Raw genomic sequence first — 25023 nt, 5'->3', positions numbered from 1 at the left:
ATATTACACCTCCCAATTATATTCGAACTGCAAAAAGCTTTAGAAGCAAGAAAAGACCTGAACGAAAAGTTTCAAGTCTTTAAGGTTTATCCAAAAATTGAAGTGTTCGAGGGTAGAAAGATTAGTCATTATAATCCCCCCCCTCTCCCCTTAGATTAGATACAGTTTATTGAACTGTATCTTTTCCTTCAAGTCTCACTGAACACTCCGCATGTGTCGTCTTGGGAATAGGAACATGATTCACTCCTGTATATCGTAAGACCTCAATCATTCAAATATCTCTTTTCAACTATCAACGATCAGGTTTCGAATCGTACTTTTACCGCTGCCATTATTACCAGCAAATATATACATAATTGGCGTTGGTTCATGCATGAGAAGCATCCGAATTGACAACAGGAACAATATCCCCATTGTTATATTCCTTCACAATTTGACCTTCTACGGTTTTGTATACAATGTAAGTGTCATTAGCTTTTGCGTCCAGCTTGGCACGATCTCCGGTGAGCTTAATAAGCTTCTCTAAATCTTTAAATTTATCCATGGGCTTCACCTTCCCATCATCAGTATCGACGTCCAAATTAAATTATAACACAGCAGAACGATTTGACTTCACACCTTGATTGCATGTCAGTATTCTTCACCCGCGATTCTTAATAAAACAATCTTCGTTATCCAATTCAACTTGGCTTAACAACTTGAAAATTTAGTGAGAAGAGATATTTTTATTCTCCAAACACATTGCACCATATTTTGTAACACCACTTTCGTGTCGTATGTATTTTCTTATCTGGTTGCTGAGAAGATGTGTTACTGCCCGATATTGCTAACAGAGACATTCCTTTTGATGCAACCTCTCTCCCGCCAGAATCCCAGGGTAGGTATCCAACACCCGCTTCCTTATGTAAACAAAAATACCCTCTCATAATAGAGAGGGAAATCCCACATTAAATTGTTTCCGTTCCAATAAAGGTGAATGAGCAGTTGATTATCATAACGTACTACGCCGTAGTTCATAAAAATATTGCACAATGGGATGCTTTACCTTCATCTTCTCACTCATATTTAAAATTCGCTTTTTACCAACTCTTCTGTCCACCAAAGCTAGAATATTCAATAAGATATCATCGCTCTCTATGCTTTCCTCTATAGAGGTGGATAAAAAATGATTCGCCACAACGTTAAAATTAGATTTACTTAATGATGACTGTGCCGACAAAAGCTCTTTTGCATATCCAGACATTTTTCTACTTCTAGCAATGACGATTAGACGATCCTCAGGAGCGCCCTTGGTATCTTTTCTGACCGCTTCAATTTCTTCATTGCTGATCGGAATTTGGATATCTGAATCATTCTTAATTTCCTGCTCCGTTTGATACCATTTGATTAAGCTCGTTTTATCACTCATATTGAATACATTCTTTTTATCTACCGAAATATAACAAATACCTGCTTTATCAGGTAAATAACGATAGCTCGTTGCACGGTATTCGACCCTTCCATGTAACGCAGGACAGAGAAAGCTCTCCAGTTGTTGCTTCAATTTGCTCCAGGACATGTAATCCCCCTATATTCTACTAGAATTCCTTCCCCCATATTATCACATCTTTATTCGATTTTTAGTACGTGCATATTGCAAATGTTAGAACAGGCTGGACAACAAAAAGCCGCCTCCCTTATCGGAGAGGCAGCTCGTTCTATTCCAACCCGTACTCAACCCATTCCATATCCCTTTATTTCAAACACCCCGGTCTCTTTCCATCCGAGATTAACTGATTGATCGCTTCGATTAATTTCGGAAGCTCACGCATCGTATCAATCGCGAAATCTGCACCATATTGCATAAAGTTGTGCTTCGTCTTCGAGATCATCTCGGCTTTTTCCGCCTCGGATAGGCTTTCGAATTGCGCTTGGCTGAGTCCCATCTCGGAGCTGCCGACAGCAACACCAACCGACCACACTCCAGCATGGACTCCCTCTTTCACATCCGATGCCGTATCACCCACTTTGACCACTTTCCAGCATGCGGAGAGCTTAAGCTCCTCCATATTGCGATGGATCATGTAAGGGTATGGTCTGCCATAAGAATCCGTCTCACTAGGTGTGACCAGATGATCGGGACTGTACCCCTTTTCTTTCGCGATAGGTACGATCACATCCATCATCGTGCGGGTATAGCCTGTTGTAGAGCCAAACTTCAATCCTTGCGCTCGTAAAGTTTCGATGGTATCCACTACACCTGGAATCGGATCTGTGTATTCAGCTAGTGAGGACATTAATGCAGGCTCAAATGCCGCATAGAGCTGCTCCACATCCTGTTCTGTAAATGGCTTGCCATACTGATCTTCCCATAATGCCGAAACTCTGGGCATCGACAGCATCGCCCGGATATGATCGATTTTCAGCATCCCCATAGGTGCTCTAGCCTCATCCATTGTCACCTCTATACCTGCCTGCTTGAAGATATCGATGAATACATTCACAGGTGCAAAACATCCGAAATCGATGGCCGTCCCCGCCCAATCCAATATGATTCCTTCTACTTTATTCATGGTTGCAATGCTCCTTCATATATTGCTCAATAATATGGCATAGCTGATCGATGTCTTCCTCATAGATTTCCCCAATGTTCCCAATACGGAACGTATCCAAATTCGTCAACTTCCCTGGATAAATAACATAGCCTCTTGCTTTCACATATTGATAGAATTCAGCGAATTGAAATTGTTCGTTTGGATACAGAAAGGTCGTAATGATCGGCGACTGGTAGTCCGCTTTAATGTAAGCTGTCATGCCAACCTCCGCAAGTCTCTCCCTGAGCAGCAGGTTATTGTGCTGATAGCGAGCTTGTCTTGCTGCGACGCCACCTTCTTCTTGCAGTTCATCCAACGCCTTGGAGAATGCAGCAACTACATGGGTTGGTGAGGTAAAACGCCATTTCCCGTCCTTGTCCATACACTTCCATTGATCATAGAGATCAAGAGCCAAGCCGCGCGCAATCCCTTGACATTGCTGCAATTGATCAAGCTTAGCAATAACAAACCCAAAGCCAGGAACACCTTGAATGCATTTGTTCGCACTGCTGATTACATAATCAATATGAAGGCCAGCAACATCGATCTCAATACCGCCAAAGCTGCTCATCGCATCCACAATGAACGTTTTCCCATAAGCTTTTGCCAGCTTCGAGACCATATCAATAGGATTCAGTATCCCTGTCGTTGTCTCGCAGTGGACCATTGCAATATGAGTAATCTCTGGATCAGCTTCAAGCATGACCCCCAGTTCCGTCATATCCGGATACTTATCATTGTCTACCTTATGCTCGACATACGACAGCCCTATCACTTGTGCCATCTGTATCATGCGTTCCCCATAAGCGCCGTTGGAGATGATTAGAACCTTATGTTCTGGAGCAATCACGGATGTCATCACCGATTCTACGGCAAAGGTTCCGCTGCCCTGCATCAATACAACTGTATACTGTTCCGAATCTACTCCTGCAATCGTCAATAACTGGGATCTTATTTTCTGCGTAATCGATTTATAGTCATCATCCCACGTGCAGCGATCTAGCAACATTTCATGCTTAACGGATCGGGTCGTCGTCAACGGCCCTGGGGTCAATAATTTGTAGTTATTCATCATGATCTTACTCCCTGTAGTTATGAATTATTTAGCATCTTTAAAAAACTGCTGATGTTCCTTCAATAACTCCACCGTTAATGGCTGATCGAACTTCATCGGTTTCGCTGGCTTATTGACCGCATCTGTGGATTCCCCTTTGTACAAGGCAACAGGATAGTTCGTAATCAAATCTTTTCTCGCATCCTTACTAATCGTCTCCGCCATTTTCATAGCGAGATCCGTCACTTCGTTGTTCTTATTGATTACTGCAATGGACTCTGTCAACGAATAATTTCCTTCGATGGGATCAATATAATCAATCGGAGCTCCTTTTTCGTGTGCACGTACCGCCTGATGACGAAGTCCAAATCCAGCAGCTACTTCTCCCGCTTCCACTTTCTTAATCGGTCCGGAACCGGATTTTTCTATATGCTGGCCTGCATTGGCAATGAGATCATGGAGTACAATTTTCCCTTCCTCTGGTCCATAAGCACTGATGATAGCCTGTATAAGCAGCCAAGCTGTAGAGGAATCTAATACATTTGGAATCGACACCAAATCCTTATATTCAGGCTTCGTCAAATCTTTGATCGATTGGGGAGCCTGCAGCCCTTTTTGCTTCAATACTTCTGTATTCACAAAGATAGAGCCTGTATTTGCCAAGATCGGCGTGTAGTAGGACGGATACGAATCCATAGCTCCTGTCTCAAAGGCTAAGTCTTTATACATCTTATATTGACTCTGTGAACTGTCTAGGAAATACGAGCTCATCGTCACAAGATCAGCCTCAATCTTATCCCCTTCAGCCATCAGCTTGCCGCCTAGTTCTGACGTACCCATCGATTGGAGTTGATACTGCCCTTCATAGCCTGCGGATTTCAGTGAAGACTCCATCGCTGTTACTGCTTCTTCATCTGCGTTGGTATAGATAATCACTTGCTTCGATTCCTTTGCACTACCAGCACCACAGCCTGCCAATACCACCAACATGCTTATTGCCAGTAATGACAAGAGCACCATCCTGAACCTTTTTGACATTCCAACCATCGTAATCCCTCGCTTTTACTATTATTTAGGCCTATCATAGATAAGCATTAAGCCTGTTTAACGATGAATCGAAAATCTCTTTTGTCCATAATCACATAGCAGTTTCACAAGCATATTGGTGAAGAATATCAGCATCGACAATACGAAAATTTCATTGAATTTGGCAAAATGCTGAAGCTCCTTGATTTTACTAGCAACGACAGCGGTTTGAGTGGATACGAGAAAGATGATGCCGCTGATCGTAACCATCGCATTGAGAAAATAATATCCCAGCATCTCGATCACCGTCGCAGCCGAATTAGGCAAGACTACCCGATAGACCGTCTTGAACCAGCTATCTCCGAGTAGTTCTCCCGTCGTTTCCCATGAAGGATTCATCTTGGAGAGCGAATTCTTCGCCATCAAATACGGTGTTGTAAAGAAATGTAAGATATTACACAGCACGATGATCGTAACGGTCCCTTTCAAGCTGCTTCCATTAAATAAGAGCAAGTAAGAGATACCAAGAACCATGCCCGGCACCGTATTCGTGATCATGGAAGCGATATCGGTAAGTGATCTTGCCCGTAATGAAGTCCGTACATTGAGAAGCGCAGCACAATAAGCAATCAACGTACCAAATACAGAAGTCAACACCGCAATCCAAATCGAGTTCTGATATACCTTCGTTAAATCACTCGATTGAAGTACACTTAGGACATGTTTACATGTAAAAGTAAGATCATAAGGATATCGGCTCAGCCACGGTGCGATAAACATAATGACGAATATCGACAGCATTATAAAGACGATGACAGAAGACACGGTCACGAAGCTAATATCGCGCACCCGATGTGTGGGCAGCTCGATTTCTCCAAGTTGATCATAGTGAAAGTTAAGCTTCTCTAAAGACTGCAACAGCCATATTGCAAATATCGCTGGCACAAGCATGAGCACCGCGATGACAGCCCCCTGATTCAGATCAGGAATGGAGCCTAGCATGACTTGATACAACTGGCTAGCCACCACCGAATAGGTTCCTCCCACCGACGCCGGTATCCCAAAGTCCGTAAAGCTTAGGATAAAGGAAAGCACAAATGCCCCACCCAATGCCCCTGCCAACGGCCGAACAATCGTATTCGCAAAGCTTCTTAGCGGTCTGTCGCCCATCAGGTGAGACACGATAATAAACTTTTTATCCATGTATTTAAATGCGTTATGAATCAATAAAAAGGCTGGCGGAAGTGTATAAATGACATAACCGATCAGCAATCCATTAAAGCCATAGATATCGAACAAATTTCGTCCTGCAAGCTTGGTCAGCAATCCCTGATTGCCAAGGGAATACATCATGGCAAATCCATACGTAATTGTCGGAAGCAGCATGGGAAGAACGATTGTCGTCTTCAGCATGCCTTTGAAGATCCGATGAGCACGCGTACAGTGAATCGTATACGCCGGGATGAATGCCAATATCGTTGTAATAATTGCGGTCACCGTCGATACCTTCATGCTGTTCAAGGCAGCTATCATCATCTCATCATTCATCCAAATCGAGCTGTAATTGGCTAATGAAAAGCCTTGCTCTGTCTCGAAGGATCGAATAAATAGGACAAGCAGCGGCAAGAACAAAATACCGGTTAACAAAAGGAGTATGACGATGAGCAGAATCCGCATTTCTGGCTTTACTCTATGCATATCGCTCACCAAACAGATTGAATATATTCTGCCGCTTAATCTGCAACTGCTTGATAATAAACTGTTTTACAAACTCATTACTCGGCTGCCCGATAATCTCTCTCGGCGTACCATATTGCGAGATTGTGCCTTGATTGATAATCAAAATTTTATCGGAAAGGGTTAATGCTTCCTCAGGATCATGGGTAACAATGATCGTCGTGAGCTTGAACTCCCTGGCAATCGATTGGATCCGTTGCTTGATCGATTCTTTAATGACTCCATCCAATGCGCTGAGCGGTTCGTCTAGCAGCAGAATCTTCGGCTTCGTAACCAAAGTTCTAGCTAAAGCCACTCTCTGCTTCTGTCCGCCTGATAATTCACTGATTCGCTTGCTCAGATGCGGCTTCAGTTCCAAAAACTCAATATAGTCTTGAACCTCCTGCTCACTCACGCTTCCTTTCTTATTGCGCAACCCATAGATGATATTCTCGTAAGCATTCAGATTCGGAAATAAAGCATAATCCTGAAATACGATATTAAAGCCGCGCTTTTTCATGGATACATGTGTCATGTCCAAGCCGTTATACATAATGCTGCCATGATCCAGCTTCGTTAGGCCAAGAATAATATTAAGCAGTGTTGTTTTCCCGCTCCCGCTAGGGCCGAGAAGCGATACAATCTCGCCAGAACCTATCTCTAAGCTGATATCTTGGAGCACCATTTTGCCGTCAAATTGTTTGCTGATATGTTGCAGCTTAAGCAAACGGCTCACCTCCCTTAGTCACACCCCCATTATATAAATCAATGATCAAATCAAATGCACTTTTATGTAAATGTTGAGTAAATCATGCATATATAATAAATATATCTTTCATATATTTTGCATATATTGTGCGCCATATTTCATGTTCAGTTGAAATATATAGTCAAATTTAATTGAATGTGAACGGTGCAGTCGTTACACTAGAGGTAACAATATCAATCGATAATAGGTGAACTTATGCTGCCACTTGAAAGACAACAGAAGATTATAGAATTGCTTACCATTAAAAAGGTGCTTAAACTGCCAGAGCTGGCAACCGAATTAGCGATCTCCGTGGATACACTACGACGAGATCTGAATCTATTGACCAAGCAAGGGAAGATCGAAAAGATATATGGCGGTATTAAAATCGTGGAGTCGAAGTATGGAGAATCCTCCATGGATGAGCGAATGGTTACCTTATTTGAGGCAAAAGAAAACATCGGTAAAATATGCAGCGAGATGATCGACGATGGGGATTGCATCTATATTGACAGTGGCTCCACCACCTATCACATAGCCAAGTTTATCAAAGGCAAGAACAATCTCACGGTGGTCACCAACTCCATTCCCGTGATCAGTGAGCTCATGAATACCGATGTTGAACTGATTATTATCGGAGGAAAAATCCGCAAAGAGGAACATTCCGTAGTCGCGTACGATTATATTTTCAATTTTCATGAATTAAATATTCGAAAAGCGTTTATCTGCTGCAGCGGCATTACGATGGACCGAGGGATCTCAGATTACAATATGGAGGAAGCAATTACACGCAAGAAGATGATCGAATTGTCCAAAGAAGTGTATGTCGTGGCAGACAGCACCAAATTCGGAAAAGACGTTAAGATTGCCATTACACCACTAGATAACGTAAACGCCATTATTACCGATGCGAATATCGATCCCAATTACCCGCCGCAATTTAAGTCGATACGAACGAAGCTTATCATTGCAGAGTAAAGTGAACCAACTGGCTTATTTACCATCAGGAGAAGGATGGGTCATGGAAACTGCATGCTTATGTATGGAATCAGGTAATCATGAAAAAGAGGGGCCATCGCCCCTCCTACGGTTTATAAAACTCCCTACAGATAATCCAAACTATAAAAAATCATAATCGCCCCCACGATACACATGACCCACGAAACAGCCGATCCCGAATGCTTCGAAAGCTTGATTTGAAGCCTTTCTAATGGTCTTTTCATCACTCGCCCTAATAATAAATGCAATGTAAATAGGATTAATGGCGGGAGAACCATTATAAAATTATAACCTACCATAATTGGGAGCCACTGAAAAACAGTTAAATTTGAGGTATTCATAAGACCAATCGCAGCAAAATACGGAAATGCTGCACCTACCTCAATCAATGATGTCGTGAAACCGAGTGCAATCATGGATGTCTTACTTTTTGACTTCGGCCTTGGCAATTCTGACTTTTTACTCTTTGGGTAGTAAAAGCTGGCTATAAACAGAATTCCCCCAATGATCAGCATAGCCCAACTTACAATCCGATTTTGAAAAATGGAAGAGAAACTAGCCAGAAACACATCCAGACCTAACATGAAAGCAACGCCTACTGAAAAATAAATGACTGCGACCGTCAATAAATAAATCATTAAGCGTGAACCTAATCGCTCTTTTTCAGTCAACAGCAAATATACGGTTACTCCCAATGTTGCAGGGCTAAGCGTGTCTAATAAGGCTAATCCCCCTACCATAGAAAGAAGTTCAAGAGTCACGATTCTCCTCCTTGCTCTATGGAAGAGTTCTGTATGGAAGAAATATGAATGTCATAGGCTCGCTCCATAAAATCAAGAACTTCCTTATCTATAGGATATAGGCCAAGACTCTCAGATTGCTTTGGAGATTTCCTCAGCTCCCATAATTTATTCACAAATTCGTCTTCTCCTTTGAAATCTTCCAATTGTTTTTCTATCATGCGCCGTATTATGTTTTGCACTCGTGATGAAGCAGGATCATCTTTCGTATATCGTTTTATCTGACCTAGCAATGCAATCCACTCCATAGAATCAGGGTCTTCCCCACTCATTTTTGGGAGTTTTGTCCAAAGCTCTATTTCCTTATCGTTAAACATGCTTTCCTTGATGGTCGGCAATCTTTTTTTATGTTGATTCGATAACTGAATAAGTTTCTGTATCGCAAGCCGCTCATCCCCGTCTTCTACCGCAATCCCGGTTATCAATTCCCGCAGTGACGACTCTATACTCCTTAATCTTTCTTGCTCTTCAAGGATATAGGCTAACTGGTTTTTCAAACTGTTCGTCCAATTCCATTTAGAGTCGTATAACATACTTTTAATCTCTTGCAACTTGTAACCAATTCCCTTCAGAAATTGGATGTATTGAAGCTTCTTCAGTTCCTCTTCTGAATACAGACGATGGCCCCCTTCTGTTTTGGACGGTGCCGTCAATAATCCGATCTGATCATAGTACCGAAGTGTTCTGACCGTGATATTCGTTTTTTTTGCAACTTCTTTAATATGTATCAATTACAGACACCTCCGACAATTCAGATAAGATCAATTTTCTTGATCTTTATATAGACCATGTTTGATTAAATATCCTAATCCTAGACCGACTAATACGCCTGGAAATGCTTGATCAATCATAAGTCCAATTCCTGCTCCTATAATTACACATGCATAAATAATGATGTCTCCTTGTTTCATATCTACTCTCCCCTTTTATAATAAATCTCCTCTTCCCCTTAGCCGACTTAACAGACATAAGTGATGAAGAGCTTACCCATTGGCTTGATTATACAAAATGACGCAACGTCACTTTCAAGTGTTTTCATTAGAAAATTCTTTGATTGCACAAGTTAACTTGATGTTGACGCAACGTAATCTTATATAATCAGTTCACAATCATGAAGAATAGTGATGAGGTGAGTAAATGAAAAAATATTGCATTGGTTTACTTTTGATGGTGATACTTTTCCTTAGTGCATGTAGTTCTTACCAAGAAAATGCTGCACACGCTGTGTCATTAAAGGGGATAGAAAACATCCATATTGACCACGGCAGCACAACATTAATAGTAGAATCAGCAGATATAGAGTCACTTGAAGCAATTAGTAATGGATCTGAAATTGTTATAGATAAGGAAAAAGACAACATCAAAATTCGGCTTAAGAGTGATATTAGAAACATCGTAAATATCGGAAAAATGCCTCAGCTATCCGTTCGTATTCCAAACAATTATGAGAGAAAAGTAACGTTAGACGGTTCTTCCGGTAATGTAAAGATAATCAATCTGAGCACACAGAAACTCGATATCCAAGGAAGTAGTGGAAATGTATCGCTTGACTATGTAAAAATAAATAGTGACATCAATATCTCTGTCAAAAGCGGCAGCATCCTTTTAAATCTGGAAGACAAGGACTCCAACATAAACTGGCTTTTGCAATCTGGTAGTGGCAGACGAGCTATGGGTATTCCTTTGAATAATTCTCAACAAAATAACAGAAAGACACAGGGACAGACGGGGAATGGCTCATTTAATGTGAGTCTCCAAACAACTTCTGGAAATATAACGGTCAAATAAATAACAGGGATCAATAAATAGAAGCCTATTTCCAATCATTCTAATGGAGACAGGCTTCTGATATTTCTTATTGTCAGAAGAAAATAAAGTGTTTTCTTAGTGCTTTGATTAAGATAGGGTGCCTTTTTAAGCATTACATGCTACCTGTATACGCTCTTTAATTATATATTTGGAAATGGAATGTAAGGAGGAGAACATAGCCCACGCAAAGGTGTGGGATCGTCCTTTTATTAAAAGGATAGTTTAGTGAATTATATCCAACACCTATAGCTGAGTCTCGCAAACTCATTCATCCCTCGATGCACTTCATTTGCAGACAATTCCTATTTCCTGCGGATGAAGCGCCGATCGATGAAAAAAGCGATGAGCAAGGACAAGATACCGAGTAAAACCGGTACGCCAAACGATTCAAAAGAGAAGGAGCTGCCTTCCAGCTTCAGGTGGTCGGTGGTGCGATATTCGAGCCGTTTGGCGGCAAATTTCGCCGTCTGGATATCCTCTTGCTCGGCCAAATCCTCGAATGCGGGATCCATTGCAAACCGATCCGCCGCTTTGCGGTGCAGGAACAGCAGTTTCGCGCTGTGGCCGCTGTTCTTCCATTGGTTGATGTCTTCGGCGGCTGCAGATTCGGCATCGGCACCAACGACAATCATTTTCTCTAGTTTCGGCACGTTTTTTATCTGATAACGTGCGACTAGGTTTAGGCCGTGTTTCGTTACGATTGGTTTGCTCGAGCTGGAAACGGTCAACGTCGTCGTCGTACCGGAAGCGGCGTACGTATCGAATACGGCGGACAAATCCAGTTCATCGGCGCCGTTATATACCAGCACGCCCGCCTTTACTTTGTTCCATTGATAAGCGTTGTTCAGTACGTATGTTATATCGCTCAATCCGGCAACGAACGGTTTCATTTGCGGGTTTGTCACATACTCGTAAGAGGGATAGTTCATCTCTTTCGCCACTTTCTTCGCCGCCGCCTCGCCCAGTTGCTTGGAGATGACATATAGCGTAGCGTCGATCCCGGATGTCAGACCGGCAGAGGATACGATATTGCCTTGTGGGACGTAGCGCCGATCATTCACCCACTGGATTTCCGGATATTTTTTGATGAGTCTGTTCATGTCTCCCCAGTGCGTCGCGGCCGATTTGCCGTTCAACAAGCCAGTATCCGCCAGGTTTTCAGCCCCGTTGCAAATGGAGATCAATGTCGTCTTGGCACCCGAGTGCTTCCGAATCCATTCACGGACAGGCGCATATTTATTCTCATCCAAAATCGGCATAAACGGAATGACGATAATGTCCGGGCTTTTGCCGAGCATTGCATCCATTTCGTCAAACGAATAGTGTGGGACGACATCGAGTCCACCAGTTAGTGATTTAATTTCGCGATCGGGGGAAACGCCGTATACATTGTAAGATTCAGTCATCGCAAACATCTCGTACGGGACGAGAAAATCGAACACTTCCGTCACTTCGTTCGCCAGAAGTACGGCCACCGTCGGTTTGTTAGAGTCAAATATCGGCACCTGCAAATCCATTAATGCAGGGGGGGCTTTATCGTAAACCGACATTCCGGCATTCATCGTATTGACGAACCCGACCGCGCCTATCCCCCCTACGACGACGAAAAAAACGATGAGATAGATAATAATGCGTAATACAATTTTCAATTGCTTCGCTCCTTCAGATTAGATTTACCCATAAAATTTAACAAATCAAGATAAACAAGGCATCTGTCTGTGGTTCAGTCGAGAGGCCCGCCTAACGTTGGAGCTGCCACTGGGCCCTAGTCTGTATTCTTTTTTTAGCATGACTCAATAGGGCTATAATTTTAACAAAACGGTGACAACGCGCTGTTCGGTAATGGGCCGCTTCCCATTCTAGCGGAACCTTTAAAACTCAAAAAGGCACCTACCATTGAAATTTCGAGCAGATGTCTTCATTTTATCCCTTTGGCACGGGCTGAAGAACTCTCATCTAGTTTTAGTTGTTAAGCTCCCTATAAATGATTCAGTTTCCTCTCTCAAACTCATGAATTCGCAAGATTTCAACAAAAGATAAATGTAGAGAGAAGAAAGAAGACAGTGGTTCCGGAAGTAGGGGTCTGAGTTTGGTTCTTCTAAAAGAGATGCAGTGTACTGCGGTAATACTTGTCGCCAACAGGCTAGTCGTGACCATAGAAAGGGAATAGCTAGTTATGACCTTCCTCATTGGATGAGATTCCGTGTAGGTCATTACAAAGCCGCCTTTAGTTTATCTTCACCCCCTCAATAAAAAAACGCCTCAGATGTGATCTCTGAAGCGTGATTATTTGCAAAACATATTTATGTCATCTAAAGCTGAATGAGCAAGCCCTCTAACAAACTTACTCTCATCATTCCATGCATCATTAATAAATAAAATAAATCAGTTCCTTATGAAGGGTTTTGTGTATTAATGCATGGATTTCCCAATAATTAAATAATTGTGTGTAAATTTCCTTTTAACTTTTACTATCTATGCAACATAGGCACCATCGCCGATGGGTAACTGCTGTTTACGACTGCTCCGCGCCTTGACTGCCGGCATAATAAGGTTCTCCCGGATCTATATCGATAACAACCCGGTGCGGTGCGGCCAGCCCGTATTGGTGCTCGCAGCGCCAGCGCATCTCTTCGGTGAAACCAACCGTTTCCCCGTCGACGATAACGTCCCCGCGGTCGAATAAATAATAGGCGATATTAAGCAAATTTCCGGCTACTTCATCAGGCTCCAGATCGTAATAATGACACTGAACATCCGGAATGCCAAGCGCTGCGAGTCCCAATGAATCCATCAGACCTTCAGGGCGGCCGCTACCTGTGCCTTCAACATTATAAAAACGAATGTTCAGCGCACCATATAGCAGTTCTCCTGCTTCAATCGCCGCCAGATAAGCGCTAGGTTCGACGAGCTTGTCGCTTTCCCGGAAATAGATGGCGTCGCAAGGCGCCGTTTCCAGCACCGCCCGCAGCGAGCCGGTGAACAGCTGCAGCCGCGATTTGGGATCGAGTCCCGATGCCATCATGTCGATCAACAGCAGCGAGTGCTCGCAATCACTCACGACTTGAGCGGCTTCCCGCCAATGCCAGGACTGCTGTATGGCCGACTCGTAGTCCGTAACCGGGCGGCTTTCTGTATCCATTAGGCTGGTTTGTGCCGGCATTTCGCCTTCAGTATATTCAACCATATAATTCAAATGGAAAAAATGCAGTAAATTCTGATCTTCCTGACTATTCGCTTCCCACACAGCAAGTCCCGCAGCATCCGGATGATGTTCTCCGCGATCAACCTTCCCCGTGTAAAGTTCCATCTTCTCGTACAGCATGTTTCGATCCAGCTTCGGCGGCTGCTTGTATTTTAACTCCACAGCGTACACATGGGCAAAACCAAAGTCCTTGTCCTTTTCCTGTTCAAGCCTCTCATTCGCCTCAATATCATTCTTCACCGAATCAATTGCGTTTGGCTGCACTGTCTCAGATTTCTCTTGATGGTCTGTTAGGCCAACCTCGCGACGACTCCATGTCAATAACGTCGAAGTATCTTCATCTTCGGGATCAAGTTTATTCGCAATTTCGAATGCCGCTACTGCGTCCTCATATTGCGATAGGTAGTAGTAGGCATACCCTACACGAAAATGCCAAAGAAAGTCATTCTCGCCTTGCGTTTTGATCGTCGAAAGTTGCTGTAATGCTTCATCGTAACGTTTTAGATTGTTTAATGCTCTCGCCAAATAGCCAACTATATCATAGTCTCTGTCCTGTTCGGGAATTTCCGCAATCTTGTCTACTATTTTTTCAAATTCATCCTCTTCATGCCAGAGGTTTAGCTGTTCCAACAATTCATTTTCCATCACATTACCTCCTTAGTTTCTAAAAGCCACTTAGATGTTTTTCTAGTTTTATTTCGGAAAACCTCCTTACTTCGCTAATAGGAAACCAACAATCGCCGATAATTAACTTCCAAGACCGTTTTCCGAAACAATTCCCCCTCTATAGCTGAGTGAAGCGCATAGCGCAACGATAATAGGGAGATCAATTTCGGTTCTCTTCATTTCCGTGAACGCCAAAAATTAAAAAGGTACTATTTTTAAATAGCACCTTTTTAAATCAATATTTTATTTGCGTTCCCACACTAGTACTTGGAATTAAGGATTTCCAGCCTTATTGTCTTTGTAGCAAAGAGCAAAGCAACCGACTCCACATGTGTGGAGTAGACAGTAACAGAAACGGCTGAAACCCTTTTTAACAAGGGCATCAGCCGTTTCTCTTTTTGGTTATATGTCATTCAAATGAACAGCCTTTACTGGATCGCATCACAATTGTAAGACTCCATGCTGTCTTCGTAGATAGTATGTCATTAACAATCACTATTTAATAACTTCAACCTTTTTTTCCCCTGCTGTCTTCGCCGGCTGAGTACCTTGGGCATCGACTGTGCTGGCTGTAAACAACATAGTCACGACTAAAGTTGTGCTGAGGGCTGCAGAAATCATTTTTCTTTTGCGATTGACCATGACCATACCTCCAATATCTATCTTTTGATAAGCCGATCATGCTGTCTGATAATTGTATTATAACGTACTGGTAGCGGTTGTAAAAGGAGTTTTCCCTTGATGAGCACAGCAACGACTAATCGACTTACCAATTCAATCAAATCAGGAATTTTCTCATCTGTATTACTCTCCAAAACCGTTCCACTACTGCATTCTCAGCTATCTGTGCCATTCCTCACCAGCAAAGCCACTCATCTAAATACGGGTATCGGATTAACGAACATGATTTACTACAATTTTTTAATTATGAGAGGGTTGAGGACTTTAAAAAGTTAAATACCATTAGTTTAAGCCGCCGAGAAGTCGGCGGTTATACATATTCAGAAAACATAATCGGCTTTGACCGTGGCTACAGGAGAACATGTTAAAAACTGGATCGGCTTTCACCAGTCAATGTAGCCCCGCGAGCACAACGGAGCGGAGTGAACCCTCTGAGCGAAGCGAAGCCTTGACCAAGCGAAGCACAGGGCAAGAAATAAATAACCACCCCACGGGCGGGAAAGGCAACAGAAAGTAAAGCTCTATATTCCACAATGGTATAAATAAAATTTACCTTCGGACAATCTATCAGAAAATGAAATTATCTTTTCGAATTGCTTAATGATTTCAAGTCGATTATAAACTAACTTTTCATAATGACCCGATTGTACTCCACCCTCAACCATAACAAATTCTCCTGTAAGCTCTAGTACTGTCGGTGAGTTCAGAAATAAGTCTCTCCAAGAGGAAAATACACTTTTTAAGTTCCTAGCAGAAACCTCATCAAAAAGAGTCACGCCGTGATAGTTAATCCCTGCACTAGCTGGTGTCCCATGTAAAGCTGGATTTCTACTCGGAATCCATTTTAATGTATCACTAACGTACAGAACAATGTCATCATGTATCACTACACTATCTATAACTTTAGGATTGTTTTCTCTATTCATCCAAAATTGTTCTATATCTATTGTAATAGGAATGAGATGAAACTCATGTTCTAATGCCATCTAAATCCTCCCAATACTTTATAACTTCACCTTCCCCCCACCTGTTGTTTTCAGATGTAAGGTTCATAATCCTTTTCATATGACACTTTCGTTTCTTCATGCGTCGGTATATCTATCAGTTGCACTTTTTTAATATCCATGTGTAAGAAATCGTTTGCTAGTATTTTTACTATTCTATCAATACTCATCATATCCCAATCTTCTGAAAGCTTTGACCATACATAAATATAGGTAGGCTTGTGGCCTTTATCATTCATCGGTGCAAAGTGGTCAACTTGACATAAGGTATCTTCTTCATCCCTCGGATATATATAACTATAATCGATGTCCTTATTACCTTTTATGAACTCCTCAATCTCGTCATAAAATTCTTTGTCTTCTGTTTTATCAAGTTCGTTATTCAATAAATTTATGAGACAGGGCTGAGTCAATAAATCGAAATATCCTAGAAAGTTATTTTTGTCCTTGTCAGAAAACAATGTAATTTCATCATTAGAACTTTTGTCGCAGAATCCATATACTCCATACCAAAATAGCCAATGCCGAACATGTACATATATAGTGTCTGTAATATTCAATCCCCTCGATACTTAAATATTATTATCTGAAACTGACTTATGCTTATTTTAATTCCAGTATCCCACAAGACATTTCTTCAACACAACTTCTTATCAAAATTGGTTCGATCCTTTCTTCCTACATAGATCAACCACTAATAGTAGGAGGGGATGACATCATGAAAATCAAACGAACCTGTACAGGAATGGCAAGTCTCGAGGACATCTTACTATTCATTTTGGCTAGTCAAATTGACAAAATTATCGGTGCTTCTTACCATGAAGAAAGAGCAAATACTGTCCCTTCTGATTCAGATATGGAAGGGACGATAAGGTAATATGAGAATTGCTATATATGCCCGTGTGAGTACAAAATGAGATGCTCAGAAAAATAGTCTTGAGAACCAGATTTCATTTGCGACCGCTGTAGCCTCCCAAAATGGTTGGACTATTGTTCGGCAATATATGGACAACGGAATCAGTGGGGCTACTAGAGAAAAGCGAGCAGAATTACTTCAGTTGCTTCAAAACGCAAAAAAGAAGAAGTTTGATGCTGTAATTGCAAAATCGGCTTCTAGGTTGGGAAGATATACCATTAAAAATCTCCTGACTGCCATCTACGGGGCGGCAAACAGCAAAGCAACCGAACAGCAATCTAGATACATGAAAGAGTTAGCAAGCGTAACCATACGCTTGAACAAACTAAACAAAGAGTTTCAGACTTTATTACAACTTTATACGGAAAAGCATATCGACCTTGAGCGACTCAAGGCTCAGAACGAGTATATCCAAGTAATGCTGAACTTGCTTTAGAAACTAAAAAAGACACGGATGAACAACTCCATGCCTTTCGGAAACAAATCTCCCGCTTCGCTGAATTAAATATTGATGATTAGCAAGTGTTGAAGCAAGTTCTTCAACGTCTTATCAAAAAATTCGAAATCAATGAAGAGGGAGCAATCAAAGAAATTCACTACAATATTGCACGCCCCACTTTATATGGGGCGTTGGATAAAAGAGGGACTTAACCATTTGCCCCTCTTAATTTAAGTAACACTGTACACTCCACATGTGAGGAATACTTTTCACAGACACAATGCATTAGGCGACTATAACTACTTAAAGGATTGGGGCGGTAAATAAAACCGCTCTTTTTTAATGTTACCACCGTTTTAAGGAATAAGCCTCTTTATTATAGACCCCTATTGCGTGTGCGTAATAGTTGAGGGTCATTGTAATGTTGGAGTGTCCCATGATGTATTGCAATGCTTTTGGATTCATGCCTTCATTGGCTTTATCGGTGCAGAATGTATGTCTTAGGGTATGTGGTGTCACTACCTTTGGCAATGCTACTTCATTATCATTATCCTTGTTGTACTTCTTTACAAGTCCTCGGAACACACTATTGTAATTTATACCGATTTTCGGATTGCCGTTTCGAGTAACGAATATGAAGTTGCTGTAGCCATCTATGGTGACAGTCTTTGTAAATCTGCGCCTATCCATTATACGTCTAAAGGCTTGATAGACTTCCTCTGTCATCTTAATTCGTCGGAAACCACTCTTTGTTTTTGGTTCATCAATGTAGTATCCAGTTCCTGTGCAGTATAACAACTGATGGTTTACATCAATAATTCTGTTTTCTAAATCTATATCTGCATCTGTCAATCCGCACAACTCGGAAATACGAAGTCCTGTACCAAGCAGTATGATTATATCATCATAATATGGAAATATCCGGGTTTTTATACTATACTGGTGTCGTTAAGGCACGGAGGACGGGGAACGGCGTTACGGGCAGATGCAGCAAATTTATATTTTCGGAAGTAGGGAAGAAAAATGATTGAATTAAGAAAAATTACCCACGATAATTTTGAGGCAGTGTTGAAGTTAAGCATAACAGACGAGCAGAAAGGAAATGTGGATTCCAGCATATATTGTTTGGCTAAAGCCTATGTAAAGATACTCAACGACGAAAAACCTCCTATGATCTTCGCTATATGCAACAATGATGAAGTCATAGGATATGTCGATATTGGATTTTTCGAACTGGCGGAAAGTGCATTTTTATGTGAAAAATATGGAGATAAATCTACTTATGGACTTAATCGCTTTATGATTGATAAAAAGCATCAAGGCAAAGGATTTGGCAAACAAGCAATGATGAAAGTTATTGATTACATAAAGTCGTTTCCACAAGGAAAAGCCGATGCAGTTGCTACATCATATTGGATGGTAAACGAAGCCGTCCGGAAGTTGTTTGCGTCTGTCGGTTTCGTTGAAACAGGAGCGATATGGGACGGACAAACAGGGGGTAATTGGAATGCAGAAAGAAAAGATATAGAGTATGCAGAAGTAGGTGCCAGACTCGGATTATAAAGCTAACAATTTGAATAGTGCATCGTACAGTATAAGACCAACTATGCGAAGTCAATAGCAAAAATGCAAAAAGAAAGCACAACATTAGCCGTGCAAAAAAGTGCACGCTTCCGCGAACCTGTGGGAAACAGGCTTGAAAAAAGGGATAATAGTAGTAAATTGGAGTTGAAATCCTGTGAATGTGCTTGTAAATCAAGGGCTGTGGGGTTTAACTAACAAATTTGAAAAAGATAGCCGAAACAAAAGGTATCCGAATAATTACTTTAGATGGGCTTATAGATACCCAGGATGCATCAAAACAGGCTATGTTTGGACTTTATGCTTGGATGTATGAAAACGAAAGCCAACGCACAAGCGAACGTATCAAGTCTGTTTTTCGAATGAAGTATAAGTATGGGAAATTTTTAGGTGCTCATGCTCCATACGGATATACAGTGCATGATGGCAAGTTAATCATGCGAGATGATTATACTGTAAAAATAACAAAACAGCTACAAGCCATTGATAAACAAATACAAAAGCAAATGGATATAAAGAAAAATGCTTTATAGAAGTTTGTCAGTGATGCTATTACCAAGGACGACTATGACTGTTTGGTTACAGATATTGAAGACAAGTTGCTGCATTTAGAAGTCGAAAAAAGCCAACTTCAAAAAAAGATGGAGGAAAGCTACTCAGCGAGTAAACTTTTCTCCATCAAAGAACAATTTAAAAAAGCAGTTGCTTTCGATACTTTGACTACAGAGACTCTTTTACGCTTCGTTGAAAAGATTGAAGTCAAAGAAGATAAAAGCATCAAGATTTATTATAAGTTTGCCATGGTTGAGGGGTTATAATCCACTCAACCTTCTTCTAAAACTAGCAGTGAAACACACTCCACATGCGTAGTCTGCGGGAACATGTCCACCGGCTGTACCTCAACGACGCGGTAGCCTCCACCCGCCAGCACTTGCAAATCGCGAGCCAGCGTCGACGGATTGCAGGACACGTATACGATGCGCTCTGGTTGCATGGCGAGCATCGTGTCGAGCAATGCTGGATCGCAACCCTTGCGCGGCGGATCGACGACGATGACATCAGGCGTCACACCCTGCTCCTTCCAGCGAGGAATAACGTCTTCTGCTGCGCCAACGGCGAATTCTGCGTTTGTCACGCCATTCAGTTCTGCATTGCGGCGCGCATCGGCGATCGCTTCCTCAACGATCTCGACGCCGAGTACCCGCTTCGCGCGCCGTGCAAGGAACAGCGAGATCGTCCCGATGCCGCAATACGCATCAATGACCGTCTCTTCCCCTGTCAGGCCAGCATATTCTACAGCCTTTTCATACAGTACTTCCGTCTGCACCGGATTTACTTGGTAGAAGGAACGCGCGGAGATTTTGAACGCGATATCTCCGATATAATCCGTAATATATTCTGAACCCCACAATACGCGGGTCTCATCTCCCATAATAACGTTCGTGCGCTTCGTATTCATGCTCTGGCAGACGCTCTTCAACTGCGGCAAAGCCTCAGCGAGCTCCGCTACGATCTTCTCCTGATGCGGCAGCTTGTCCCCGTTCGTCACGAACGTGATCATCAGCTCGTTCGTGCGGAAGCCAACACGCATCATCACATGACGAAGTAGGCCTGTATGCTGCTCCTCATTATACGGCTCAATGCCGTATTTCCGTACAACTTGCTTCACCACACGCATCGCGTCGTCGTTCATTTCATGCTGGATCAGGCTCGTATCCGTATCGATAATCCGATGGCTCGCCTTCGCAAAGTAACCGCCGATTAACTCGCCTGTGCGCTCATTTTTGCCGATCGGCATTTGGCTCTTGTTCCGATAACGCCAAGGCTGCTCCATTCCGATCGTTGGCCATACCTTGATTGGTTGCTCCTGCACAGCATTTTCAGTTGCAGCTGCTTCGCCTTCCGCTTGCTCCACTCGGAACTTCCCGATGCGCTCAAGTACGTCAACGACATGCTGCCGCTTCCATACCAGCTGCTCACTGTACGCCATATGCTGCAACTGACAGCCGCCATATGCATTCGCTGGATGCTCCAACTCCACGCGATGGGGGCTGTCTACAAGGCGCTCTAACACCTTCGCATATCCGTACTGTTTCTTCACCTTCAGCACAAGCGCACGAACCTGCTCACCCGGCAATGCCCCTTGTACAAACAGCGTGAAGCCGTCTGCACGACCTACTCCTTCTCCATCATGCGTCAAGCCGATAATATCCAGTACAACCTCATCGTTCTTCTGAACCGGGGCATTATGCACGCGTGCATGTGCCGCGCGTCCACCTACCGCTTCTTGTGAACGCGTCGCAGATGCAGACTGTCCTCCATTTCGACGCCCCGGCCGCTTGCTTTGCTTGTTCCCTTTCACCCTGATGCCCTCCTATTTATGTGTTAACGAATCCATCTATTTTGAATGCTCTCGCATTGCTTGTCTAGCTCATGTTCATACTCACTCTTCTGCCGGAAACCCAAAGATACAGTACACGATATCTTTCTCAAAAATCGATAATAGCCCGAAAATATACAAATAACTACGCTCGACTCTGCATCCATACGTAGCCTCGAAAACGTCATCCTCATGGTATCCAGCTGTTCCGCATGTTGAGCATGGCATCATCATACCATAATCCACCCGCCAACAAGAAGACCCGGCGCCTTCACGCCTGCACAAGCTCTAATTACCTTTTTCCTAACGACAAAGAATCCCATTATCCGATCAAACAGCATTTTAGCATTATACATTTATCTTATCTGCATTTCAGTTTAGCCTTCTGCCTTCTGCCTTCTGCCTTCTGCCTTCTGCCTTCTGCCTTCTGCCTTCTGCCTTCTGCCCCTAATTATCGCTGTTCCCCTCACCACGTCAACAACAATAAAACGGCTTGACCCGTGCCCTCTACAGCAGCTAGTCAAGCCGAACGTCCACCATCCGATCGTGGAACGATATCATTCTATTCTCCATCGCCATAACAGCTCGGTACATATGCACATCTACCCAGCTTACAAAGCCTCTGGATCATCCGCGAAAATACGCAAATGAGAAGGCAGCACCCTGAACGTCGCTGGCAATAGACCGCCGAATTCTCCGTCTAGATTAAGCTGAACTGCATCCGGCGATGTAACCGTAACTCGATTCGTCTGCTTGTGAATGACGAGCGGATCATTAATATGCTCTCCCCGAAGAGCCATACTAGCTACCCGAACGAACTCCACAAGATTGCAGCGTTTCAGCATAATGACATCGAATAAGCCGTCATCAATTCGCGCCTCAGGCGCCAGCTTCTCGAAGCCGCCAACCGAGTTCGTATTCGTAATCAAGAACAGCATGAATTCCTCATGATAGACGCCGTGGCCTTCCAGCTCAATACGCAGCTCCGTCGGACGCAGGCGAGTCATCTTCTCAAGGCCCTTCATATAATAAGCGAGCTGCCCGATAATCGTCTTCAGCTTGCTTGGCACCTCATACGTCAATTCCGTCAAAGAACCGCCGCCTGCAATATTAATGAAGTACTTCTCATTCGACTGCCCAAGGTCAATAACCCGAGTTGTCTGACGCGTAATAATTGAGCAAGCATCCTCCCAATTGCGAGGAATACCCAACGCCCGTGCGAAGTCATTCGTCGTCCCAAGTGGAATAATGCCAAGCGGAGGCCGTTCCGGCTTGTCCGCCATCCCATTAATAACCTCGTTGAGTGTACCATCGCCACCAGCTGCGATAATCATATCATAGCCGTTATCAATTGCTTCTGCCGCACTAGCCGTTGCATCTCCTTCGCCTTCCGTCGCATGCGTCGTCGTCTCGATGCCAGCAGCATCCAGCATATGCAATATATCCGCCAGCCGCTTCCTGCCTTCCTCCCGGCCAGATGTCGGATTATAAATAAGCCTAGCTCTCTTTACCATGAATGTTTCACCCATTTACAATCTATTCACGTTCAACCGATTTCACAACCTTCTTCGCGAAGGCTTAGCCGCCAGCAACATTTCGCCATATCGTCCAGTTCTAGTCACTTTGCCTCGAACAGCAAAACAACCTGTGTTATGAACCATACTACCATAGTAAGCTTCTTCATATCCACATCATGCCTTGTTGGAGACATCCTAACTTCACAGCAGCCCTGCGGACAGTTATAAAAACTCCGAACCACCAACATATATTCTTATGTATCAAGATGCATCGTGGCATTCTTTCTGCATTCTCACGCAATTCCATCTGCATCGTCACATCATTCAATCTATTCTTCTCATGATAACACAATCGTTCCTCAAAATGTTCGAAACTGACGGGATAATCGCCCTAGCAACTTCCGTCGGCAGACTTTCAGACGATCCCAATCCCGGCACCAACTATTGAGATACATTCCCCTTCATCATAGCCAGTAAACGAACCGCTTCCTGCTGCAGCCATCTATTCAAGGCGGAGTGCGGCAGCAGAGCTTCGCCATCATACATGGCAGACACATCACCAAGCCGCTGCGGAATCACATGAGAAGTGAAATAACCTCGACTGAGGAACACAGGAACGACGGCAACACGACGTTCAACAATCTGTTCTCCGCACGAGCGGCCTCCACCATCATGACCATCGAAGACATCCATACCGCCGAACGAGTCTAGGGGAACAGTCAATTGTTCCGCCCTGCCGCTCCAGACGATTTCATCTTGACCGAGCGTCAATACGCTCTGTAAACGGCTCACCGCTTCCGCAATATCTTCACAGCAGAGCAAGGCATGTGAGGCTCCTGTACACGCGCCACGCAGCACAAGCTTCCGCTCCAGTCGCCGTAAGCTCTCATTCCAACGCGAAGCAAAAGGCTCATATCGACTGCCGTGCGCAACGAGCAGCACTGCATCCGAGTCTGGTCGTACCCCGAGTCCACGCAGCCGCTCCTCCACCATCTGAAGGAGAACATCCACCTGACTGTCCACATCCGCAATCGAACAGCTTCGATCAGACTGTGCCGACAATCCTAAGTAAGAGCTACTTTCACTCCCATCTCCACTTTGCTCAACATGAGCAGAGAAGGAAGATTCGACAGCTCGCCCGTTCTCTTCCATTCCTTCGCTCGACATAGCTGACGGACACACATGCAATGGAACAACATCCCCTCCATCGAGCGGTCGGCCGTAATAGACGCGGGCACGCACTCGGAATGGCTCCAAGTCCGTCTTACAGAGCGGAGCAGGCTTAGCGCCAAGCGCATATGCTATCTCATCGGCATGCGTACTACCCGCAGACACGAACAAGGGGATGACCCCAATATGGTTCACCCCTTGCGCTTCCAATGTATTAATGCCGTATTGTATATCTTGTTCTGGTAGACATTCCAAGTAAGAGGAGACGACAGCAACCCCATCAGGCCAATCCGTCTGTGCGATGGCTTCCTCTACCAGTGTAACCCAGGATTCATCTCTTGAACCGTGGCTGATGATAAGCAGTCCCGGCTTCATCTGATTATTTACCTAAACGTTCTAATGCCATTTTATAACCATCATTGCCGTAGTTCAAACAACGCTTCACGCGGGAAATCGTGGCTGTACTTGCTCCGGTCTCCGCTTCAATCTGATTGTACGTACAGCCCTTGCCCAACATGCGAGCAACCTCCAACCGCTGGGATAAGGATTGAATCTCATTTACCGTGCACAGATCATCAAAGAAAATATAACACTCTTCCACTGATTTCAGCGTCATAACCGCCTCAAACAGCTGGTCGACTGACTTATCGTTCAATTTTTTCAATTGCAACCTTATCCACCCCTACATCAATGCTTGTTACCCTCATTGTACTTCCTTTGACATACCTTTTCAAGCATT

At 43.4% G+C, this 25023-nt stretch carries 26 protein-coding genes and 1 pseudogene; 7 read left to right on the top strand and 20 right to left on the bottom strand.

What is annotated here, in order from left to right; translation table 11 throughout:
- Positions 1-367: 367 nt before the first annotated feature.
- The 7 genes from RQP50_RS23460 to RQP50_RS23430 all read right to left on the bottom strand — a co-directional run bounded on the left by RQP50_RS23460 (position 368) and on the right by RQP50_RS23430 (position 7096).
- Positions 368-544 (bottom strand): hypothetical protein, encoded by a 177-nt coding sequence (locus RQP50_RS23460; RefSeq protein ID WP_021258295.1) that lies wholly within the window; start codon positions 542-544, stop codon positions 368-370.
- A 447-nt stretch (positions 545-991) separates the two neighbouring features.
- On the bottom strand, positions 992-1558 hold the full coding sequence (locus tag RQP50_RS23455) for an SF0329 family protein (protein ID WP_315746915.1): 567 nt from the start codon (positions 1556-1558) through the stop codon (positions 992-994).
- Positions 1559-1733: 175 nt separating this feature from the next.
- On the bottom strand, positions 1734-2552 hold the full coding sequence (phnX, locus tag RQP50_RS23450; protein WP_268624929.1) for a phosphonoacetaldehyde hydrolase: 819 nt from the start codon (positions 2550-2552) through the stop codon (positions 1734-1736).
- Complete coding sequence (gene phnW, locus RQP50_RS23445; protein ID WP_315747069.1) at positions 2545-3645, bottom strand: 2-aminoethylphosphonate--pyruvate transaminase; 1101 nt, start codon at positions 3643-3645, stop codon at positions 2545-2547. Before phnW ends, phnX begins: the two co-directional genes overlap by 8 nt.
- Before the next feature lie 27 nt (positions 3646-3672).
- A complete protein-coding gene (locus RQP50_RS23440) occupies positions 3673-4665 on the bottom strand; it encodes an extracellular solute-binding protein (protein WP_315747068.1) in 993 nt (330 codons plus the stop codon).
- 66 nt (positions 4666-4731) lie between these two features.
- Positions 4732-6351: an ABC transporter permease subunit gene (locus tag RQP50_RS23435; protein WP_315746914.1), complete on the bottom strand. Its 1620-nt coding sequence runs from the start codon at positions 6349-6351 to the stop codon at positions 4732-4734.
- Entirely contained in the window at positions 6344-7096 is a 753-nt protein-coding gene (locus RQP50_RS23430; protein WP_315746913.1) for an ABC transporter ATP-binding protein, read from the bottom strand. The genes RQP50_RS23435 and RQP50_RS23430 overlap by 8 nt, the downstream gene beginning before the upstream one ends.
- A gap of 237 nt (positions 7097-7333) precedes the next feature.
- Between RQP50_RS23430 and RQP50_RS23425 the strand changes: the two genes are divergently transcribed.
- Positions 7334-8095, top strand: a complete 762-nt coding sequence (locus RQP50_RS23425) for a DeoR/GlpR family DNA-binding transcription regulator (protein WP_315746912.1) — start codon at positions 7334-7336, stop codon at positions 8093-8095.
- 125 nt (positions 8096-8220) lie between these two features.
- Here the strand turns inward: RQP50_RS23425 and RQP50_RS23420 are convergent, their stop codons facing one another.
- From RQP50_RS23420 to RQP50_RS23410, 3 genes are read right to left on the bottom strand one after another with little or no spacing between them, the layout of a single operon-like run.
- Positions 8221-8856 carry a GAP family protein gene (locus RQP50_RS23420; RefSeq protein ID WP_394358431.1) on the bottom strand — a complete coding sequence of 212 codons (636 nt, stop codon included), beginning with the start codon at positions 8854-8856 and terminating at the stop codon, positions 8221-8223.
- A gap of 17 nt (positions 8857-8873) precedes the next feature.
- Complete coding sequence (locus tag RQP50_RS23415) at positions 8874-9647, bottom strand: MerR family transcriptional regulator (protein WP_174807375.1); 774 nt, start codon at positions 9645-9647, stop codon at positions 8874-8876.
- 30 nt (positions 9648-9677) lie between these two features.
- Complete coding sequence (locus tag RQP50_RS23410) at positions 9678-9827, bottom strand: hypothetical protein (RefSeq protein ID WP_021254963.1); 150 nt, start codon at positions 9825-9827, stop codon at positions 9678-9680.
- Positions 9828-10053: 226 nt separating this feature from the next.
- On the opposite strand from RQP50_RS23410, the gene RQP50_RS23405 reads away from it, so the two are divergent.
- A complete protein-coding gene (locus RQP50_RS23405) occupies positions 10054-10704 on the top strand; it encodes a DUF4097 family beta strand repeat-containing protein (RefSeq protein ID WP_315746910.1) in 651 nt (216 codons plus the stop codon).
- A 323-nt stretch (positions 10705-11027) separates the two neighbouring features.
- Here RQP50_RS23405 and RQP50_RS23400 read toward each other — a convergent pair whose 3' ends face one another.
- From RQP50_RS23400 to RQP50_RS23380, 5 genes are all read right to left on the bottom strand, one after another.
- Complete coding sequence (locus tag RQP50_RS23400) at positions 11028-12374, bottom strand: DJ-1/PfpI family protein (RefSeq protein ID WP_315746909.1); 1347 nt, start codon at positions 12372-12374, stop codon at positions 11028-11030.
- Positions 12375-13240: 866 nt separating this feature from the next.
- Positions 13241-14575 carry a DUF4261 domain-containing protein gene (locus RQP50_RS23395; protein WP_315746908.1) on the bottom strand — a complete coding sequence of 445 codons (1335 nt, stop codon included), beginning with the start codon at positions 14573-14575 and terminating at the stop codon, positions 13241-13243.
- 516 nt (positions 14576-15091) lie between these two features.
- Complete coding sequence (locus RQP50_RS23390; protein WP_315746907.1) at positions 15092-15238, bottom strand: hypothetical protein; 147 nt, start codon at positions 15236-15238, stop codon at positions 15092-15094.
- 560 nt (positions 15239-15798) lie between these two features.
- Positions 15799-16263 (bottom strand): hypothetical protein, encoded by a 465-nt coding sequence (locus RQP50_RS23385; RefSeq protein WP_021258313.1) that lies wholly within the window; start codon positions 16261-16263, stop codon positions 15799-15801.
- A gap of 50 nt (positions 16264-16313) precedes the next feature.
- Positions 16314-16841 carry a hypothetical protein gene (locus tag RQP50_RS23380; RefSeq protein WP_021258314.1) on the bottom strand — a complete coding sequence of 176 codons (528 nt, stop codon included), beginning with the start codon at positions 16839-16841 and terminating at the stop codon, positions 16314-16316.
- Positions 16842-16999: 158 nt separating this feature from the next.
- Here RQP50_RS23380 and RQP50_RS23375 point away from each other — a divergent pair, with 158 nt between their 5' ends.
- Positions 17000-17158, top strand: a complete 159-nt coding sequence (locus RQP50_RS23375; RefSeq protein WP_161627344.1) for a hypothetical protein — start codon at positions 17000-17002, stop codon at positions 17156-17158.
- A 70-nt stretch (positions 17159-17228) separates the two neighbouring features.
- A complete protein-coding gene (locus RQP50_RS23370; protein ID WP_083545372.1) occupies positions 17229-17633 on the top strand; it encodes a recombinase family protein in 405 nt (134 codons plus the stop codon).
- A 393-nt stretch (positions 17634-18026) separates the two neighbouring features.
- Here RQP50_RS23370 and RQP50_RS23365 read toward each other — a convergent pair.
- A pseudogene (locus tag RQP50_RS23365) lies at positions 18027-18545 on the bottom strand (site-specific integrase); the annotation flags it as partial.
- 114 nt (positions 18546-18659) lie between these two features.
- Here RQP50_RS23365 and RQP50_RS23360 point away from each other — a divergent pair.
- The 3 genes from RQP50_RS23360 (at position 18660) to RQP50_RS23350 (ending at position 20035) form a co-directional block, all read left to right on the top strand.
- Positions 18660-19199, top strand: a complete 540-nt coding sequence (locus RQP50_RS23360) for a GNAT family N-acetyltransferase (protein WP_021254967.1) — start codon at positions 18660-18662, stop codon at positions 19197-19199.
- 221 nt (positions 19200-19420) lie between these two features.
- On the top strand, positions 19421-19750 hold the full coding sequence (locus RQP50_RS23355; RefSeq protein WP_315746906.1) for a recombinase family protein: 330 nt from the start codon (positions 19421-19423) through the stop codon (positions 19748-19750).
- A 42-nt stretch (positions 19751-19792) separates the two neighbouring features.
- On the top strand, positions 19793-20035 hold the full coding sequence (locus RQP50_RS23350) for a DUF4368 domain-containing protein (protein WP_254659940.1): 243 nt from the start codon (positions 19793-19795) through the stop codon (positions 20033-20035).
- Between the two features lie 5 nt (positions 20036-20040).
- Here the strand turns inward: RQP50_RS23350 and rlmD are convergent, their stop codons facing one another.
- The 4 genes from rlmD to RQP50_RS23330 form a co-directional block, all read right to left on the bottom strand.
- Entirely contained in the window at positions 20041-21579 is a 1539-nt protein-coding gene (gene rlmD, locus RQP50_RS23345; protein ID WP_315746905.1) for a 23S rRNA (uracil(1939)-C(5))-methyltransferase RlmD, read from the bottom strand.
- 629 nt (positions 21580-22208) lie between these two features.
- Complete coding sequence (locus RQP50_RS23340; RefSeq protein WP_021254970.1) at positions 22209-23111, bottom strand: diacylglycerol kinase; 903 nt, start codon at positions 23109-23111, stop codon at positions 22209-22211.
- A gap of 444 nt (positions 23112-23555) precedes the next feature.
- Complete coding sequence (locus RQP50_RS23335; protein WP_315746904.1) at positions 23556-24659, bottom strand: sirohydrochlorin chelatase; 1104 nt, start codon at positions 24657-24659, stop codon at positions 23556-23558.
- A 4-nt stretch (positions 24660-24663) separates the two neighbouring features.
- Positions 24664-24954 (bottom strand): YerC/YecD family TrpR-related protein, encoded by a 291-nt coding sequence (locus RQP50_RS23330; RefSeq protein ID WP_021254972.1) that lies wholly within the window; start codon positions 24952-24954, stop codon positions 24664-24666.
- Positions 24955-25023: the final 69 nt, after the last annotated feature.

This window comes from Paenibacillus suaedae (assembly GCF_032337355.1).
GTDB classification, from domain to species: Bacteria; Bacillota; Bacilli; order Paenibacillales; family Paenibacillaceae; genus Paenibacillus_B; species Paenibacillus_B suaedae.
The sequence above is the reverse complement of the archived record's forward strand: the minus strand, read 5'-3'. Positions and strand labels throughout refer to the sequence as shown.

Bases quoted from the DNA above. Each gene is read 5' to 3' on its own strand.
- RQP50_RS23375 (WP_161627344.1), top strand. From the start codon at position 17,000: ATGAAAATCAAACGAACCTGTACAGGAATGGCAAGTCTCGAGGACATC.
- RQP50_RS23455 (WP_315746915.1), bottom strand. From the start codon at position 1,558: ATGTCCTGGAGCAAATTGAAGCAACAACTGGAGAGCTTTCTCTGTCCT.
- phnW (WP_315747069.1), bottom strand. From the start codon at position 3,645: ATGAATAACTACAAATTATTGACCCCAGGGCCGTTGACGACGACCCGA.
- RQP50_RS23360 (WP_021254967.1), top strand. From the start codon at position 18,660: ATGATTGAATTAAGAAAAATTACCCACGATAATTTTGAGGCAGTGTTG.
- RQP50_RS23460 (WP_021258295.1), bottom strand. From the start codon at position 544: ATGGATAAATTTAAAGATTTAGAGAAGCTTATTAAGCTCACCGGAGAT.
- phnX (WP_268624929.1), bottom strand. From the start codon at position 2,552: ATGAATAAAGTAGAAGGAATCATATTGGATTGGGCGGGGACGGCCATC.
- RQP50_RS23425 (WP_315746912.1), top strand. From the start codon at position 7,334: ATGCTGCCACTTGAAAGACAACAGAAGATTATAGAATTGCTTACCATT.
- RQP50_RS23410 (WP_021254963.1), bottom strand. From the start codon at position 9,827: ATGAAACAAGGAGACATCATTATTTATGCATGTGTAATTATAGGAGCA.
- RQP50_RS23395 (WP_315746908.1), bottom strand. From the start codon at position 14,575: ATGGAAAATGAATTGTTGGAACAGCTAAACCTCTGGCATGAAGAGGAT.
- RQP50_RS23340 (WP_021254970.1), bottom strand. From the start codon at position 23,111: ATGGTAAAGAGAGCTAGGCTTATTTATAATCCGACATCTGGCCGGGAG.
- RQP50_RS23385 (WP_021258313.1), bottom strand. From the start codon at position 16,263: ATGGCATTAGAACATGAGTTTCATCTCATTCCTATTACAATAGATATA.
- RQP50_RS23435 (WP_315746914.1), bottom strand. From the start codon at position 6,351: ATGCATAGAGTAAAGCCAGAAATGCGGATTCTGCTCATCGTCATACTC.
- RQP50_RS23390 (WP_315746907.1), bottom strand. From the start codon at position 15,238: ATGGTCAATCGCAAAAGAAAAATGATTTCTGCAGCCCTCAGCACAACT.
- RQP50_RS23335 (WP_315746904.1), bottom strand. From the start codon at position 24,659: ATGAAGCCGGGACTGCTTATCATCAGCCACGGTTCAAGAGATGAATCC.
- RQP50_RS23440 (WP_315747068.1), bottom strand. From the start codon at position 4,665: ATGTCAAAAAGGTTCAGGATGGTGCTCTTGTCATTACTGGCAATAAGC.
- RQP50_RS23405 (WP_315746910.1), top strand. From the start codon at position 10,054: ATGAAAAAATATTGCATTGGTTTACTTTTGATGGTGATACTTTTCCTT.
- RQP50_RS23420 (WP_394358431.1), bottom strand. From the start codon at position 8,856: ATGGTAGGGGGATTAGCCTTATTAGACACGCTTAGCCCTGCAACATTG.